At 57.9% G+C, this 14,956-nt stretch carries 14 protein-coding genes; 5 read left to right on the top strand and 9 right to left on the bottom strand.

Going from position 1 to position 14,956, the window contains the following annotated elements; genetic code table 11:
* Positions 1-17: 17 nt before the first annotated feature.
* The 4 genes from hutI to hutU are packed head-to-tail and all read left to right on the top strand — an operon-like array spanning position 18 to position 5,207.
* A complete protein-coding gene (hutI, locus tag LC354_RS17235) occupies positions 18-1,211 on the top strand; it encodes an imidazolonepropionase (RefSeq protein WP_223426149.1) in 1,194 nt (397 codons plus the stop codon).
* Positions 1,208-2,746, top strand: coding sequence for a histidine ammonia-lyase (gene hutH, locus LC354_RS17230; RefSeq protein WP_223426147.1), 1,539 nt, complete (start codon positions 1,208-1,210; stop codon positions 2,744-2,746). The genes hutI and hutH overlap by 4 nt, the downstream gene beginning before the upstream one ends.
* A complete protein-coding gene (hutG, locus tag LC354_RS17225) occupies positions 2,743-3,543 on the top strand; it encodes an N-formylglutamate deformylase (protein WP_223426145.1) in 801 nt (266 codons plus the stop codon). Before hutH ends, hutG begins: the two co-directional genes overlap by 4 nt.
* Complete coding sequence (hutU, locus tag LC354_RS17220; RefSeq protein WP_223426143.1) at positions 3,540-5,207, top strand: urocanate hydratase; 1,668 nt, start codon at positions 3,540-3,542, stop codon at positions 5,205-5,207. The genes hutG and hutU overlap by 4 nt, the downstream gene beginning before the upstream one ends.
* Positions 5,208-5,266: 59 nt before the next feature.
* Here the strand turns inward: hutU and LC354_RS17215 are convergent, their stop codons facing one another.
* From LC354_RS17215 to LC354_RS17185, 7 genes are all read right to left on the bottom strand, one after another.
* Positions 5,267-6,922, bottom strand: a complete 1,656-nt coding sequence (locus LC354_RS17215) for a Na/Pi cotransporter family protein (RefSeq protein ID WP_223426141.1) — start codon at positions 6,920-6,922, stop codon at positions 5,267-5,269.
* 28 nt (positions 6,923-6,950) lie between these two features.
* Positions 6,951-7,742 (bottom strand): phosphodiesterase, encoded by a 792-nt coding sequence (locus tag LC354_RS17210; RefSeq protein ID WP_223426139.1) that lies wholly within the window; start codon positions 7,740-7,742, stop codon positions 6,951-6,953.
* Entirely contained in the window at positions 7,739-8,548 is an 810-nt protein-coding gene (locus tag LC354_RS17205) for a carbohydrate ABC transporter permease (RefSeq protein ID WP_223426138.1), read from the bottom strand. The genes LC354_RS17210 and LC354_RS17205 overlap by 4 nt, the downstream gene beginning before the upstream one ends.
* A complete protein-coding gene (locus LC354_RS17200; protein WP_223426136.1) occupies positions 8,545-9,438 on the bottom strand; it encodes a carbohydrate ABC transporter permease in 894 nt (297 codons plus the stop codon). Before LC354_RS17200 ends, LC354_RS17205 begins: the two co-directional genes overlap by 4 nt.
* 63 nt (positions 9,439-9,501) lie before the next feature.
* On the bottom strand, positions 9,502-10,770 hold the full coding sequence (locus LC354_RS17195; RefSeq protein WP_223426134.1) for an ABC transporter substrate-binding protein: 1,269 nt from the start codon (positions 10,768-10,770) through the stop codon (positions 9,502-9,504).
* Positions 10,771-10,818: 48 nt separating this feature from the next.
* Positions 10,819-11,838: an ABC transporter ATP-binding protein gene (locus LC354_RS17190; RefSeq protein ID WP_223426132.1), complete on the bottom strand. Its 1,020-nt coding sequence runs from the start codon at positions 11,836-11,838 to the stop codon at positions 10,819-10,821.
* Positions 11,835-12,614, bottom strand: coding sequence for a DeoR/GlpR family DNA-binding transcription regulator (locus LC354_RS17185; protein WP_223426131.1), 780 nt, complete (start codon positions 12,612-12,614; stop codon positions 11,835-11,837). Before LC354_RS17185 ends, LC354_RS17190 begins: the two co-directional genes overlap by 4 nt.
* A 235-nt stretch (positions 12,615-12,849) precedes the next feature.
* Here LC354_RS17185 and LC354_RS17180 point away from each other — a divergent pair, with 235 nt between their 5' ends.
* Positions 12,850-13,734 carry an HAD-IIA family hydrolase gene (locus tag LC354_RS17180; protein WP_223426129.1) on the top strand — a complete coding sequence of 295 codons (885 nt, stop codon included), beginning with the start codon at positions 12,850-12,852 and terminating at the stop codon, positions 13,732-13,734.
* Between the two features lie 189 nt (positions 13,735-13,923).
* Here LC354_RS17180 and LC354_RS17175 read toward each other — a convergent pair whose 3' ends face one another.
* Together LC354_RS17175 and LC354_RS17170 are read right to left on the bottom strand one after the other, a co-directional pair.
* Positions 13,924-14,220 carry a hypothetical protein gene (locus LC354_RS17175; RefSeq protein WP_223426128.1) on the bottom strand — a complete coding sequence of 99 codons (297 nt, stop codon included), beginning with the start codon at positions 14,218-14,220 and terminating at the stop codon, positions 13,924-13,926.
* Positions 14,221-14,627: 407 nt separating this feature from the next.
* The gene (locus LC354_RS17170) at positions 14,628-14,804 is read right to left on the bottom strand and encodes a hypothetical protein (protein WP_223426126.1); all 177 of its coding nucleotides are present in this window, start codon (positions 14,802-14,804) and stop codon (positions 14,628-14,630) included.
* Positions 14,805-14,956 lie beyond the last annotated feature (152 nt).

Below are 14,956 nucleotides of genomic sequence, written 5' to 3'. Positions count from 1 at the left end.
CAATCAGAATCGATCAGATGCTTTTGACAAACATCCAGGTAGCGACCCTCGCGGACAATCAAAGCTATGGTTTGATTGAACACGGGGCCATTGCCATTCAGGGCACGCAAGTTGCGTGGGCAGGCCCCGCAGACGCAGTGCCGCGAGCCTATCGGTCGGAGCCGGTGCATGATCTTGGCGGCAGGCTGGTGACCCCTGCCCTGATTGATTGTCACACCCACGTGGTCTTTGGCGGCAACCGTGCCGCTGAGTTCGAACTGCGTCTCAACGGCGCCAGTTACGAAGAAGTCGCGCGCGCAGGGGGTGGAATCCTGTCCACTGTCACAGCCACCCGGCAAGCGTCCGAAGCCGCGCTCCTGCGGGACGCACTTGGCCGGGTCGATGCGCTCATTGCGGAAGGTGTTACCCTGCTCGAAGTGAAATCCGGATATGGGCTGGATCGCGCGACTGAACTGAAAATGCTGCGCGTGGCCCGCCAGATCGCGCATGTCCGGCCCGTTGACGTGCGCACAAGTTTCCTTGGTGCACATGCCATTCCCCCCGAATACATGGGCAAACCCGATGCCTATATCGACGATGTCTGCATTCCAACGCTGCGGGCCGCCCATGCGCAAGGTCTGCTCGACGCCGTAGACGGGTTTTGCGAAGGGATCGCCTTTGACACCGGGCAGATCGCCCGCGTCTTTGATGTCGCAGCGGAGTTGGGCCTGCCGGTGAAACTCCATGCCGAGCAACTGTCTCACATGGGCGGCACGCAACTGGCCGCACGCTACGGCGCCCTCAGCGCAGATCACGTGGAATACGCGACAGACGACGATGCCAGAGCGCTCGCGGTCTCTGCCACCGTTGCCGTCGTGCTCCCCGGTGCATTCTATACCTTGCGCGAAACCCAAAGTCCGCCGATCCAGACCTTTCGCACACATGACGTGCCCATGGCGCTGGCCACGGATTGTAACCCGGGCTCTTCTCCGCTGACGTCACTGTTGCTGACGATGAACATGGGCTGCACCCTGTTTCGCATGACGCCGCTTGAAGCGCTTCTGGGCGTGACCGCCCACGCAGCGACCGCTCTGGGACTGACAGACCGGGGCCGGATCATCGCAGGATCCCGTGCGGACCTGTGCATCTGGGACGCCGCGCATCCGGCGGAGCTTGCGTATCGGATCGGCTTCAACCCTCTTCATCGGCGCATTTTCAAAGGCACCCTATGACCATCACTCTCACGCCCGGCGCGGCGACATTGGCGCAATTGCAGGATATCTGGGAAAACGCATCTGCCGTCACACTGGATCCCGCGTCCCACGCTGGCATCACGGCGGCCCATGCGCTGGTCCAGAAGGCCGCAAGCGGCGATGACGCGGTCTATGGCATCAATACCGGCTTTGGAAAACTGGCGAACGTCAAGATCGCAGCACGGGACGTCGCAACCTTGCAACGCAATCTGATCCTTTCGCATTGCTGCGGCGTCGGTGAAGCGCTGGATGACGCCACGACACGGCTGATGATGGTGCTGAAACTGCTCTCGCTCGGGCGCGGTGCATCCGGTGCCGCGATGCGCACGATCGAAATCCTGCAGGATATGCTTGCCAAAGACGTTATCCCAGTCATCCCGGATCAGGGGTCGGTCGGCGCGTCGGGGGACCTGGCCCCGCTGGCCCATATGGCGGCGACCATGATTGGCGAAGGTGAAGCAGTCTTTGGCGGTATGCGCATGCCGTCACGGGATGCTCTCGCCAAAGCGGGAATTGCGCCGATTGTACTTGGCCCCAAGGAAGGTCTGGCCCTGATCAACGGCACCCAGTTTTCAACGGCCTGTGCGCTTGCCGGGCTGTGGGGCGCTTGGCGGAATGCCGAGACAAGTGTGCTCACCGGCGCGCTCTCGACCGATGCAATCATGGGCTCAACCGCGCCGCTCCAGGACGCCATCCACACCCTGCGCGGCCACACCGGGCAGATTGCAGTCGCCCGCGCGCAGCGAGCGTTAATGGAGGGCTCTGAAATACGTGAAAGCCACCGTGATGGCGATACCCGCGTGCAGGACCCCTACTGCATCCGGTGCCAGCCGCAGGTGACAGGCGCCGCTTTGGATCTGCTGAGTTTTGCAGCCCGCACGCTGGAGATCGAAGCGAATGCCGTCACGGATAATCCATTGGTATTGGTGGATGATAATCTGATTGTCTCAGGCGGCAACTTCCATGCGGAGCCCGTTGGCTTTGCCGCAGATCAAATCGCCGTGGCGATCTCTGAGATAGGGGCCATTGCCCAAAGACGCGTCGCGCTGATGGTCGATCCGACCTTGTCATTCGATCTGCCGCCCTTTCTGACACCGGATCCGGGGCTCAATTCCGGTCTCATGATCGCCGAAGTCACCACGGCTGCCTTGATGAGCGAAAACAAGCACCTCGCCAACCCCTGCACGACCGACAGCACCCCGACTTCCGCCAATCAGGAAGACCATGTCAGCATGACCGCCCATGCAGCACGGCGCCTCAAACGCATGAACGCAAACCTCAACGTCATCTTGGGGATCGAGGCGATCTGCGGCGCGCAGGGCATCGAATTCCGGGCGCCTCTGCGCACCAGCGCGCCTCTAAGGGCGGCGATTGCCACGTTGCGCAAAAGTGTACCGTCCCAAGCCGAAGATCGCTATATGGCCCCATCGATCGACGCGGCCAGAGCGCTGGTTGCCAGCGGTGCATTGGCCGCTCCGGTCGACCTGGCATCTGTCACGCGAGACCGCAAATGAAACCGGTCCAAGTGCGCCAAGGGACATCCCCCATCGTCCTGGGCTTGCCCCATACGGGGACGTTTGTACCGGATGAAATCACCGCACATCTCAATGATCGGGGCCGTCAATTGACGGATACCGATTGGCATATCGATCAACTTTATGAAGGGCTTCTGCCCGATGCGACGACAGTCACCGCAAATTTCCATCGCTATGTGATCGACGCAAACCGTGATCCCGACGGGCAAAGCCTGTATCCGGGTCAGAATACGACGACACTGGTTCCGCTGACGGATTTTGACGGACAGGATATCTGGACGACCCCGCCGAACGCCGAAGACGTCGAAAAACGCCGCCGCCTCTATCACGCGCCCTATCACGCAGCGCTGGCCGCCGAAATCGAACGCATCCGCAATCTGCACGGAGTCGCGATCCTTTACGATTGCCATTCCATACGCTCGACCATTCCACATCTGTTCGAGGGCACGCTTCCCGATTTCAACATCGGAACCAACATGAGCACGACCTGCGCTTCTGAAATCGAAGCATTGACCGCTCAGATCTGCAAATCCGCAACACCCTTTACCTCGACAACCAACGGGCGTTTCAAGGGCGGCTGGACCACGCGGCACTATGGCAAACCGGATGAACACGTCCATGCCATCCAGATGGAACTGGCACAGTCCACATATCTGACCAATGAGGCCGCGCCGTGGTCCTATGACAGCGACAAGGCTGCGATCCTGCGCCCGCATCTGACCTCAATCCTGAACACTCTGGCCGCTCTGGCACCGACCCTTGGAGGCACGACATGACCAATTCCCGCCACAATTTGCGCGATATTTTTCCACCGACCGGCTCCGAAATAACGGCCAAAAGCTGGTTGACCGAAGCGCCGATGCGGATGCTGATGAACAATCTGCACCCGGACGTGGCCGAAAACCCGCACGAGTTGGTGGTTTATGGTGGCATCGGGCGCGCGGCGCGGACATGGGAAGACTTCGATGCCATCGTCGCGGCGTTGAAGGACCTCGAAGAAACCCAAACCCTGTTGGTACAATCCGGCAAGCCTGTGGGCATATTTACGACCCACAAAGACGCGCCCCGTGTGCTGATCGCAAACTCCAATCTGGTGCCGCACTGGGCGACGTGGGACCACTTCAACGAATTGGATAAGAAGGGTCTTGCGATGTACGGTCAGATGACGGCCGGATCATGGATCTACATTGGCACGCAAGGAATCGTGCAGGGCACCTACGAAACCTTCATGGAGGCCGGGCGCCAGCACTATGAGGGCAATCTCAAAGGCCGCTGGATCCTGACCGCCGGTCTGGGCGGCATGGGCGGCGCACAGCCTTTGGCCGCGGTCATGGCAGGAGCTTGTTGTCTGGCGGTCGAATGTGACGAAAGCCGCGCGGATTTCCGTCTGCGCACGCGCTATGTCGATGAAAAGACCCATGATCTGGACACGGCTCTGGAGATGATCGACCGTTGGACAGCCGCCGGGGAGGCCAAATCCGTTGCGTTGATCCGCAACGCCGCCGATGTGTTTCCCGAACTGGTCAAACGTGGCGTCCGGCCCGACATGGTAACCGACCAGACATCAGCCCACGACCCGATCCACGGCTATCTGCCACAAGGCTGGAGCGTCGCGGAGTGGCGCGCCAAGCAGGAAAGCGACCCAAAAGCGGTTGAGAAAGCCGCCCGTGCCTCGATGAAGATACAGGTCGCCGCCGTGGTGGACTTCTGGAATGCCGATGTGCCCACATTGGACTACGGCAACAACATCCGGCAGGTGGCACAAGAAGAAGGTCTGGAAAACGCCTTTGCGTTCCCGGGTTTTGTGCCTGCCTATATCCGCCCGCTGTTTTGCCGTGGGATCGGCCCGTTCCGGTGGTGCGCCCTGTCCGGGGACCCGGAAGATATCTACAAGACCGACGCCAAGGTGAAGGAACTGATTGACGATCCCCATCTGCACAACTGGCTGGATATGGCGCGCGAACGTATCGCCTTTCAAGGCCTGCCTGCGCGCATCTGCTGGGTCGGTCTGGGGCAGCGCGACAAGCTGGGACTGGCGTTCAACGAAATGGTGCGCACGGGTGAGCTCTCCGCGCCGGTGGTGATTGGCCGTGATCATCTGGACAGCGGATCGGTTGCCTCTCCCAATCGCGAAACCGAAGCCATGAAGGACGGCTCGGACGCCGTGTCCGACTGGCCATTGCTGAACGCAATGCTGAACGTTGCAAGCGGCGCGACATGGGTGTCGCTGCACCACGGCGGCGGCGTTGGCATGGGCTTTTCCCAGCATTCCGGCATGGTGATCTGCTGCGACGGCAGCCATGATGCAGACAGGCGCATCGCAAATGTGCTGTGGAACGACCCGGCGACGGGCGTGATGCGCCATGCGGACGCGGGCTATGAAGACGCGTTGGAATGCGCCAGGGAAAAGGGCCTGAATCTGCCCGGCATTCTTGGGTGACGTTGGCCGACCGAAAGGGTCCGCGTGCCGCTTTAGTCCATGCGCGTATCTGAAACGGCTCAGACCAGACGGCTCTTGAGCAAGTCACCGGATTTCATCAGGATCGGATAGCCGACCATGGAAAACGCCGTGTTGATCTGTTTCAGCGCCCGCAGCGTTTCCTGATGGATATTACTGGTGTCGATGCTTTCGATCAGCCCTTCGCGCAGTCTGGAAATGTGACTGCGCTGGAGTTTTTGTTCGACTTTGCGCACCTTTTCCTTGGCCGCCACAAGCGCGCGCGCCTCGGCCGGATTCTGGTTCAACATGACATTCAGGGCCAACTGCACGTTGCTTTGAACGCGCTCCGCAAAGTCACGGACTTCTTCACGGCCCTGCGTTGAAAACTGAAGGTTTTGCCGGTCCAGCCGTTTTGCCAGTTCCAGCATGATCCGCGCGATCGCATCGGATGCAGAGTCGAGACTTGAGGATATGGAGACAAGGTCCATGGAGCGGCGGCTCAGATCCTCGTCCAGACCCTTGCGCCCGATCCGCGCAAGGTAGAGCTTGATATCCAGATGCGTTCTCTTGATGGCTTTGTCCTGGGTACGGATGGCCTCGGCTGTGGTGTCTTCCCAGCGGTCATACAGGGGCTCAACCGCCAAAAGCATGTGCTCGATTTTCTGACCCATCCCCAGAAGTTCACGCGCCGCGCAGTCCAGTCCGCGCTGCGGAATGTCCAGCAAGGCGGGATCAAGCGCGCTGACCGCATCAAGCGGTTTTTGCCCTGTTGGCTTGTCGACCATCACGCGGGCCAGCGTTGCAGTCACAACACCGACCAAAGGAAGCGCCAATATGGCCAGCACCAGGTTGAACGCCAGATGCAGATTGATGGATTGTCGCGCGGGCGACGCCCCAAGATGGTCCAGAACCTCTGGCATGATCGCAATCAGCAGCACCGCGACGACAGCCCCCCCGCCCCGCAGAACCAGATTGGCCAACACCATGCACCGCGAGGCCAATGGCGCGCTATACGTAAGAATGAAAGCAATGAATGCCCCGCCCAGATTTGCCCCCAAAATCATTGCGGCGGCGGCCATCACCGGCAAAATGCCCTGTCCGGCCAGCGTGACGAAAAGCAGCACAGCCGCAACGCTTGAATGCACGCCCCACGCAAACACGGCGCCAATGATAAATGCGGTCAGCGTGTCCCGCCCCAGATAGGCCATGACGGTTTGCGTGGCAGGGTCCGACAGCATGGGTTCGGTCGCGTTGCGGATCATGTCCAGTGAGACAAAGATCAACGCCAGCCCGATCAGGATACGCCCAACCTGACGGGTGTTGCTGCCCCTTCCGCGCAGAAATACGATCACACCGATCAGGATAAGCAAGGGGATCAGAACCGGTTGCCGAACAACCAGCAACTGCGTCACCACGGCCGATCCCACATCGGCCCCCAACAGGATCGCGAGCCCGGTCGCAGTTGCAAGCCCACCCCTGGCCACGAAGTTCGAGACCAGAACCGCAACAGCCGTGGAGCTTTGCAACAGCACAGCAGCACACATGCCGGTCCCTGCCGCCAGCACCCGGTTCTTGGCCGAATGTCGCAGCCAAATGCGCATCGGCGCTGCAAAGCCCCGTTCGACTCCGGTCCGCACCAATCGCACGGCCCAGATCAACAGGGCCGCAGCGCCTGCGATACTGATAATAATCTGAATCACGTGCGGTTCAGTCACGAACTCTTCTTTCTGATAATGTCGTATTTCAAAACGGAAACGGGCCAGCACCTGCCACCGGGTTCAGCCGTATGGACTGAAATGCTCCGTCCCATCGATGCAACAGACATCCATCGCGTTGATCGAGGAACCCGACGGGCGCGTCTGGGCGTCTGTCATAGGCGAATGTGCTACAGGGAGAAGGAGCAGAGATTGCAATATGACCGGCGACATCCGTGACCATCATCATGTGTATGTGACCACAGACAATACGCATTGGGCCGTCAAAACAAGCAACGAGATCGCGAAAATCCGCCGCGTTCGTCAATCCAATATCGTCCATGAACCTGATACCACAGGCAAAGGGCGGATGATGGAGTGCCAGCAGGACCGGCGTTGCATCCGACGCGGAAAGCGCGCTTTCCAGAAAGGTCAGGCTTTCGGCGCTCAAAGTACCAGCGCCCTGCCCCTCGACCAAGGTATCAAGGCCAATCAACCGGATACCGCCGATCCGCTGCTCCCAATTCAATGGGCCGTCCGCAGGCAGATGTGACGCAAAAGCGTGGCGCATGGGCGCGCGCGCATCATGGTTTCCGGGGATCACATGGATCGGTAAATCCAGCGGCGCCACCAAACGCTTGAACCGCGCGTAGCTTTCTACGCTGCCATCGTCGCTGAGGTCTCCGCTGACCAGAACCGCATCGACCGGGCCAATCTGGGCGCGGATGCTGTTGATCCATGCAACCAAACGCTCCAATGCGTCCGCTGAATCGAGCCTGCCGGACACAAGCGCCCCTTCCCGCACGATATGGGTGTCGGTTATGTGCAGAATCGCCGTCATTTGATCCCGGCACGCAAGAACGCCTGAACAAACTGGCGTTGGAACAGCAAGAACCCGATCAGCAAGGGCGCGATCGACATCATCGTCGCAGCCGAAATGATGCTGATATCGACACCGTTCTCGGGTGCCCCAAATATGGACAAACCGACCGTCAGCGGGCGCGTGTCTGGTGAATTCGTCACGATCAGCGGCCACAGAAAGTTGTTCCAATGGGTCGAGACGGACACGAGCGCATAGGCCAGATAGGTTGGCTTGGCCAAGGGCACATAGACTCGCCATAAAATACCCAACAGCCCGCAGCCCTCAATCCGGGCAGCTTCGTGCAGTTCGATGGGCACACCCTTGAAGGCCTGCCGCATCAGGAAGATGCCGAAGGCGGACGCCATATAGGGCATACCGACGCCAAGGATCGTATCAAACAACCCGAGCCTGGAAATCATCACATAGTTTTCGACGATCAGAACTTCCGGCAGGATGAAAAGCTGCATCAGCACCAGAATGAAAACGAATTCCTTGCCGCGAAAGTTCAGTTGCGCGAATGCAAATCCTGCCAGAGTGGTAAAGAAAAACTGACCGATCAGGATGATCGTCACCAATACGAATGTGTTCAGAAAATACTTCAACCACGGCGCCCCATTCCATGCGACGCGGAAATTTTCGAGCGTCCAGGGGGAAAAGAGGTTCAGGTTCACGGCATCGGACGTTGAGTGCGTCGCGGCCCAGAAGGCAAACAGCAGTGGCGCAATCCAGATGATGGCCAAAAGGATCGCACCGAAGCTATCCAAAAAGCTTGAAAGGCGCTTCATTGGTAATGCGTCCGTTTATCAAGATAGCTGAACTTCACTGCCGCCACGACGGCCAGCACGGCAATCACAAGGATCGTCATCGCAGCCGCCTGAGGCGCATCAAAAAACGCAAAGGCCATTTCCCAGATGTAATAGAGCAGCAATTTGGACGCGTCCGACGGCCCGCCTTTGGTCAGAATGAACAGATGATCGATGAGCTTGACCGAGTTGATCAGCGCGTTCACCGCAATGAACAACGTGGTGGGCATCAACAGGGGCAGCACGATGCGTCGGGTGTAAGTCCAGCGGCTGGCGCCTTCGATATCGGCGGCTTCCTTGAGATCCTCGGGGATCGTCTGGAGCGCAGCGAGATAGAAGATCATGAAGAACCCCGCCTCTTTCCAGATCGTGACGATGATAATCGCCCAAAGTGCGGTTTCCGGCTGACCCAGCCAATTGACGGATGGCAGGCCAAACAGACTGCCGATCTGGTCGAGCACGCCAAGTCCGGGCGTATAGAAAAAGAGCCACAGATTGGCTGCAGCGATCATCGGCAAAACCGTCGGCGTAAAATAAGCGGTCCGGACAAAGCTACGGGCGCGGATTTTTCCATTGGCCCACAACGCCATGGCCAGCGCGATGCCGATGGAGACAGGAATTGTCACACCGGCGTAGAGCAGGTTGTTTTTGACAACGAGCCAGAATGTCGGGTCGGCGAAAAGATCAGCATAGTTTCCGGTGCCGACAAATTCGACCGGATTGCGCCGCGTGCCGCGCGAAAACAGGCTGGTCCACAGGGTCGCTATGGTCGGGTAGAAGGCAAAGATCGACAAAAGAGCCAGAGCAGGCGTCAGCAACAGCCAGCCGTAAATGGCCTGTCTACGGCGTTCCAGATTGGCGTGGGCTGACATGGTGGATCTCCGACTGAGGAAACGGATGGGCCGGTGCGGATGTGCACCGGCCCGCCCGAGAGGTTACTGGTAGTCGGACAACAGACGCTCGGCAGCGGTCTGTGCTTCGTTCAGCGCAAGGGCAGGCTCTTTCGCCCCGGTCAAAGCGGACTGAATCGCGCTGTTGAGCCCGTCACGCACCCGTGCGGTTTCAAAGGTGGAGAATTCGGCAACCGCGTTTTCGAGCTGATTGCGCGCCACAAGTGCCGGTGGGAAGTCTGCGACATAGGCCTTGAGCGCTTCGGTTTCATAAGCCGCAGGCGATACGCCCATGTAGCCTGTGCCGATGGACCACGCCGCCGCCTGCTCTGGCGACGTCATAAACTGCATCAGCTTGAGGGCAGCGGCGCGCTCTTCTTCGCTCGTGTCCTGGAACAGATAGAAATTGCCGCCACCCGTTGGCGATCCAAGACGGACATTGGCCGGAAGCTCAGCCACGCCAAAGTCAAATTCCGCAGCATTCTTTACGGCCGTCAGATTGCCGGTGGAATGCCACATCATGGCCGTCTGACCTTCGAGAAAGGCCTGACGCAACGTGCCCCATTCCACGGTTCCGGTTGGCATGATGCCATGCTCGACAGACAGCGATTTCCAGAATTCCAGCGTATCAACCACTGTTGGATCATCAAAATAGGTGGTCAGCCCATCATCTGACATCAACTCCTTGCCGTTCTGAATCGCAAGCGCCTGGAACATCCAATACGGATAACCTGTCGACGGGATCATCAGACCAAATGTATCGTCACTGGTCAGGGCTTTGCCCATATCGACCATCTCGTCCCATGTTTTTGGCGGTGCTTCGGGGTCAAGACCAGCCGCGCGGAACATATCCTTGTTATAGTAGGCAACGATGGTTGAGCGCTGGAACGGAATGCCCCAAGTCTGGCCTTCGATTTTGCTGTTTGCCATCAGAGCTGGATAAAAACTGTCCAGCCACGCCTTGTCGGCATCGGTTGTGGCAACGTCTTCGAATGGGACAATCAGGTCCCGCTCGATCAGATCATAGGCATCAATCGAGAACATCACCGCCAACTGTGCCGGTTCGCCCGAAGCAAGGGCCGACAAGGCACGCACGCGCGTGTCGTCGTAGTTGCCGGAATAGATCGCGTTGACTTTGATATCTGGGTTCGCTGCTTCGAAATCGGCGACGATACCGTCAACCACTTCCGTCAGCGCCCCGCCCACGGCAATCGGGTAATACATCGTCAGTTCGGTTTCTGCGCTTGCCGAAGCAGCAAGGCCAGCCGTCATGATCGTGGCCAGTCCCAGCCCGGTTGTCGAAAATAGCTTCATGTTTCTCTCCCTAGGTTAACGTCGTGAATTTCGCAGTTGCACCACGCCTCAACTGACTTGGCGCTGACCTGCCGCGTCAAAAACGTGCAGGTGTTCGTTGTTAAAATGGATGTCGATCTCTTCGCCCTCGGACATCATTGCAAGACCCGGCCTGAGCACGCAAAGCCCGGCGGCACCGGCATGAGCCAGTCCGATCAACGTCTCTGATCCCAGAAACTCGCTCTCGTTGACGGTACAGCTGAGCCGCCCCTCCCCTTTCGGCACGATCTGGATGTTTTCCGCCCTGACACCGAGTGTCTTGCCCTTCCCAAACCCGTCAATCGCCTCGGATCCGATCAACGCCATGGGCGGCGCACCGACAAATTCAGCGACGAATGTGTTGACCGGCTTGTTATAAAGGTCCTCCGGCGCGCCGACCTGCTGAATCCGTCCGTCTTTCATCAACACAACCGTGTCGGCCATGCTCATCGCTTCGGTTTGATCGTGCGTCACGTACACAACGGTGATACCCAGATCGCGCTGCAGTTTCTTGATGTCCTTGCGCACCGAATTGCGCAGCTTTGCGTCCAGATTGGACAGCGGTTCATCCATCAGGCACAGCCGCTGGCCCGCCACAATCGCGCGGGCAAGAGCGACGCGCTGACGTTGCCCGCCGGACAACTCACCCGGCTTGCGATTTTCATAGCCAAGCAGACCGGTGATCTCCAATGCACGGTGCAGCTTTTGCTTGCGTTCCTGCTTCGGCACGCGCCGCACTTTCAGGCCGAAAACAACATTTTCCTCGACAGACAAATGCGGAAACAGGGCATAGGATTGAAACACCATCGACAGATTTCGATCAGATGCGGCACTGGTGGTTACATCCTTGTCGTCAATCATGATCTTCCCTTCGTCCGGAAGCTCGAGACCGGCCAGAAGCCGCAAAGTCGTCGATTTGCCGCAGCCGGACGGGCCAAGCAACGCGGTAAAACTGCCCTCGGGAATGTCCAGCGAGATGCCTTCGACGCCTAGCTGCCCGTTCCACCGCTTCGCCACGTCCATTAGCCGAACGAAAGGGGCCTGCGTCATACCAATTCTCCTTCGGCCACCAGAAGCCGATCCTTGATCTTTTCCAGAAGCGGCGCGTAAGCCTGCCCCGGCCGACGGTCGATGATCGTCCTGTCGATCTGCATGACATTGTCCCCGAGTGCCGGCGCCTGGCGGCCAAACTTTGACCCGTCGATCACCAACAGAGAGTGTCGCGCATTTTCACGAATTTTTTGTGTCGCCCGGACTTCGGTTGTGTGAAATTCCAGCAAGCCGCCATCGTCTGCGATGCCCGCCGCGCCAAACACCGCGAAATCCGCGCGGAACCGGCCAAAGAAGTCCAAAACGTCATTGCCCAGGATATCACGGTCAGGCAGGCGCACCTCTCCACCGGGCAGGATGATCCGATTGGAAACCTCATCGGTCAGCGCCATTGCGGCGCTCAGGTTGTTCGTGATGACGGTCAATCCTTTACGTCGGCGCAACGCCTGCGCAACGCTCAAAGGTGTCGACCCGATGGAGATAAATACCGTGGACCCGTCCGGGATCAGCCGTGCTGCCGCCTCTCCTATCGCTCGTTTGCCGACAAGGTTCGTTCCGACGCGTTGATCAAATGGCGTGTTCAGAAACTCTTCGCTCAGTTCAATGCGACCATGGGCACGGTGCAGCATGTCACCCTCGCACAGCGCATCAACATCACGGCGAATTGTCTGCATGGACACATCAAAGCGGTCCGCAAGCGAGCCGACCGTAACGGCACCGCGCTCCAACACAAGGGCCGTGATCGCATCCCGCCGCTTCCGCTTTTTTGACGACATGATCCCCCCGACGCCTGCATTGATCAAACGTTAGGCTCCAGAAAACAACAAAACAACAGTTTAGTTCGCTACTTTTGTCTTTTTTCAGATCTATGTGCAGAATTGTGATCATATACTCGAATGACAGTATCCAATATCGTGCACTTTTTGTCGTTTTGTTGTTTTTGCTTTCACTTTTTGGAGATACCCCTAGGGTAAAGATCAGGTGATTGATCACTTACCGCAGCGGGGAACGATGCTCACAACCCAGGCAATATTTGACAGATATCAGGAAGTGCGCGTTCGGTTTCCGCAGGTGGTTGCCCGCACGCAAACGGTCGATATCCATTCATTGCTGGACATTGCGAGCGATGTCGACGCGTTCGTATTCGACGCGTTCGGGGTTCTGAATGTAGGCGAAACCCTGATCCCCGGGGCAGATGATAGGCTGGACCAGTTGCGCGCTCGCGGGTGCGCCATCCGCATTCTGACCAATGCCGCAAGCTACGATCGCAGTGGAGCGATTGCGAAGTTCAAGCGTCTTGGGTTACGTGTCAAAGATGACGAAATTATCACCAGTCGCGAAGCTGCGTTGCTACACCTGACAACGGGTCACTGGGGCGTGATCACGGCCGACATCGACACGCTCGATGATCTTCCTGACAGCGCAACCCGGCTTGGCGACACCTCGGACGCTTACGATGCGGTTGACCATTTCCTGTTTCTCTCGACCGCCGATTGGACGCCTGCGCGGCAGGACATGCTGATGGCGGCAATGCAGCGGCGTCCGCGGGACATACTGATCGGCAACGCGGATCTGGCTGCACCCCGCGATGACGGATTTTCCGTCGAACCGGGTCATTTCGGCCATTTGATCGCAGACCGTTTTCCCGATCACGTCCGGTTTTTCGGAAAACCCTTTCCGGAGGTGTATGATCTGATTGAGGCATCGCTTCCGGGCGTATCATCGGACCGGATCGCGATGTGCGGCGATACACTACACACGGATATTCTCGGTGCTGCGGCCCGCGGATGGCGCACCGTTCTCGTTACACAAGACGGCTTGTTCGCGGGCTACGATACACAGTTGTTTTCAAAGCAATCTCGCCTTTACGCAGATTGGCGGTTGGACCGTATCTAGACTAACCCGTATCTAGACTGAAAGGAAGGAACTTGCCGACCAGAGGCCAAAGAAGGCGAGACCGACATATTCATTCTCGGCGGAAAATAATCTGCCTGAAGGGCACGCCACGTCGGACGCGCAGCGCGTGCACTACGCCACGCCCGCCCTGTAAAGCATTTTCTGCGGCAGTCCGGTCGCGATCAGGACCTAGTAGCCGCTTTCGTTCATCAACAAGTTCAAGCGGCGGGTCAATCCGTCATTGTCACCAACCAGGCTCACATCATCACACACTTTGAATACGATGTCTTCGGCCACAGCCGCTGGCATATTGGGACGAACTCCCTGCACGAATGCAACGAACTCGGCACGTGGACTGTTTATGATTCTCCACGATGGGATCGGCCCGCGTTCGCACGGGTTCGTCATCACATTCGTCGATTCCTGCGAAAATGCAGCTGCGGACGATAGCGACAAGCATGTGGCGGCCAAAAGAAGATATTTCATCAGTTAAGCTCTCTCGTTTGTTGCGTTCACAGATGCCGTCCTCGGGAACAAGCGTGTCAAATACACGAACGGCAGTAAGTTCCCACAAGTTTAATCAATTGAAACAATAAGGGAACGATTTCAACAGAAAAGGCAATAGGCATCGACCATTTTGGCAGTGTCTTTGGATCAATTACAGCGTGTAATCAGAGCAAAACCCCCAGTCCGTGAATAAAGCAAAAGTGTGCTGTTGTGCCCACGCGCCGCCACACCCGACATGGTGAACGCCAGTCGAATTTCGCGTATCTTTGACGTGGCTTTCCGACAGGGCGGACAACTGCAATGCAAAGCCGAAACAGATCAACTTCACCTTTTGAAGCCTTCCTGAAAAGGCACGTCAAGTCGACTGCGCTTCTGTTAAGAAATTGTTAAATATGAAAATATCTCCCCTGATTAAAACCAAAAACGATCCGTTTGAGCCGCCGAAAGTCGGCTTGGCTGGAGGCGTCATTGTGCACGTTTGCACCAGATCGTAGGACAACATCGACAGAAGGTTGAAAGCCGCGATCATCAAAAGCGACATCGGGGTGGTCGCCTTCACTCACGGCAAGCCCTTGGCGCGCGCCGGGCACAACGCATCGTTTGATCTCCTGTGACCGCCCCCGAAGATAGCGGGATTTTAGGCAGCGGACTCATAAAACTCGATCCACAGCCTGACGGATGCCAGTTTGATCATCGACAGGAAATTGCGTGATGT

The sequence above is a fragment of the Tateyamaria pelophila genome (assembly GCF_019966495.1).
Taxonomy (GTDB): Bacteria; Pseudomonadota; Alphaproteobacteria; order Rhodobacterales; family Rhodobacteraceae; genus Tateyamaria; species Tateyamaria pelophila.
The sequence above is the reverse complement of the archived record's forward strand: the minus strand, read 5'-3'. Positions and strand labels throughout refer to the sequence as shown.

Excerpts from the sequence above, each read along its gene's own strand:
- LC354_RS17200 (WP_223426136.1), bottom strand. The coding sequence starts at position 9,438 with ATGTCAGCCCACGCCAATCTGGAACGCCGTAGACAGGCCATTTACGGC.
- hutG (WP_223426145.1), top strand. The coding sequence starts at position 2,743 with ATGAAACCGGTCCAAGTGCGCCAAGGGACATCCCCCATCGTCCTGGGC.
- LC354_RS17195 (WP_223426134.1), bottom strand. The coding sequence starts at position 10,770 with ATGAAGCTATTTTCGACAACCGGGCTGGGACTGGCCACGATCATGACG.
- hutI (WP_223426149.1), top strand. The coding sequence starts at position 18 with ATGCTTTTGACAAACATCCAGGTAGCGACCCTCGCGGACAATCAAAGC.
- LC354_RS17180 (WP_223426129.1), top strand. The coding sequence starts at position 12,850 with ATGCTCACAACCCAGGCAATATTTGACAGATATCAGGAAGTGCGCGTT.
- hutH (WP_223426147.1), top strand. The coding sequence starts at position 1,208 with ATGACCATCACTCTCACGCCCGGCGCGGCGACATTGGCGCAATTGCAG.
- hutU (WP_223426143.1), top strand. The coding sequence starts at position 3,540 with ATGACCAATTCCCGCCACAATTTGCGCGATATTTTTCCACCGACCGGC.
- LC354_RS17205 (WP_223426138.1), bottom strand. The coding sequence starts at position 8,548 with ATGAAGCGCCTTTCAAGCTTTTTGGATAGCTTCGGTGCGATCCTTTTG.
- LC354_RS17190 (WP_223426132.1), bottom strand. The coding sequence starts at position 11,838 with ATGACGCAGGCCCCTTTCGTTCGGCTAATGGACGTGGCGAAGCGGTGG.
- LC354_RS17210 (WP_223426139.1), bottom strand. The coding sequence starts at position 7,742 with ATGACGGCGATTCTGCACATAACCGACACCCATATCGTGCGGGAAGGG.
- LC354_RS17175 (WP_223426128.1), bottom strand. The coding sequence starts at position 14,220 with ATGAAATATCTTCTTTTGGCCGCCACATGCTTGTCGCTATCGTCCGCA.
- LC354_RS17185 (WP_223426131.1), bottom strand. The coding sequence starts at position 12,614 with ATGTCGTCAAAAAAGCGGAAGCGGCGGGATGCGATCACGGCCCTTGTG.